2 protein-coding genes are annotated in these 385 nt (G+C 53.8%); both read left to right on the forward strand.

Features of this window, described 5'->3' with window-relative positions:
* Positions 1–4 precede the first annotated feature (4 nt).
* On the forward strand, positions 5–154 hold the full coding sequence (locus tag AC0DBE_RS21720) for a hypothetical protein (RefSeq protein WP_472963786.1): 150 nt from the start codon (positions 5–7) through the stop codon (positions 152–154).
* A gap of 45 nt (positions 155–199) precedes the next feature.
* On the forward strand, positions 200–385 hold a 186-nt coding region (locus tag AC0DBE_RS21725), incomplete at its 3' end, for an MFS transporter (RefSeq protein WP_472963784.1).

Consider the following 385-nt stretch of genomic DNA (forward strand, 5'->3'; position numbering starts at 1 on the left):
CTATTTGCCTGAGGACACCTGGGTGAATGCCTGGACGGGTGAAACGCATGAGGGCGGTGACATCACCGTTGACGCTCCGCTCGGCAAACCGCCGGTGTTTTATCGCCAGCAAAGCGAATGGGCAGACCTGTTTAGCCCCTTACGTCATATCTGATAAGGCTCGCCCGCAGGGAAACCTGCGGGCAGATGGAGAACAATAATGCGTCAACACGCTTCCGATCCGGCAACGCTACGCCTGCCGTTTAAAGAGAAACTCGCCTACGGGATGGGCGATTTTGGCTCTAACCTGATGCTCTGTATTGGCACGCTGTATCTGCTGAAGTTTTATACTGATGAACTGGGCATGCCCGCTTTTTATGGCGGCATTATTTTCCTGTTGGCGAAG

The organism is Bacillus sp. VA15 (genome assembly GCF_055721145.1).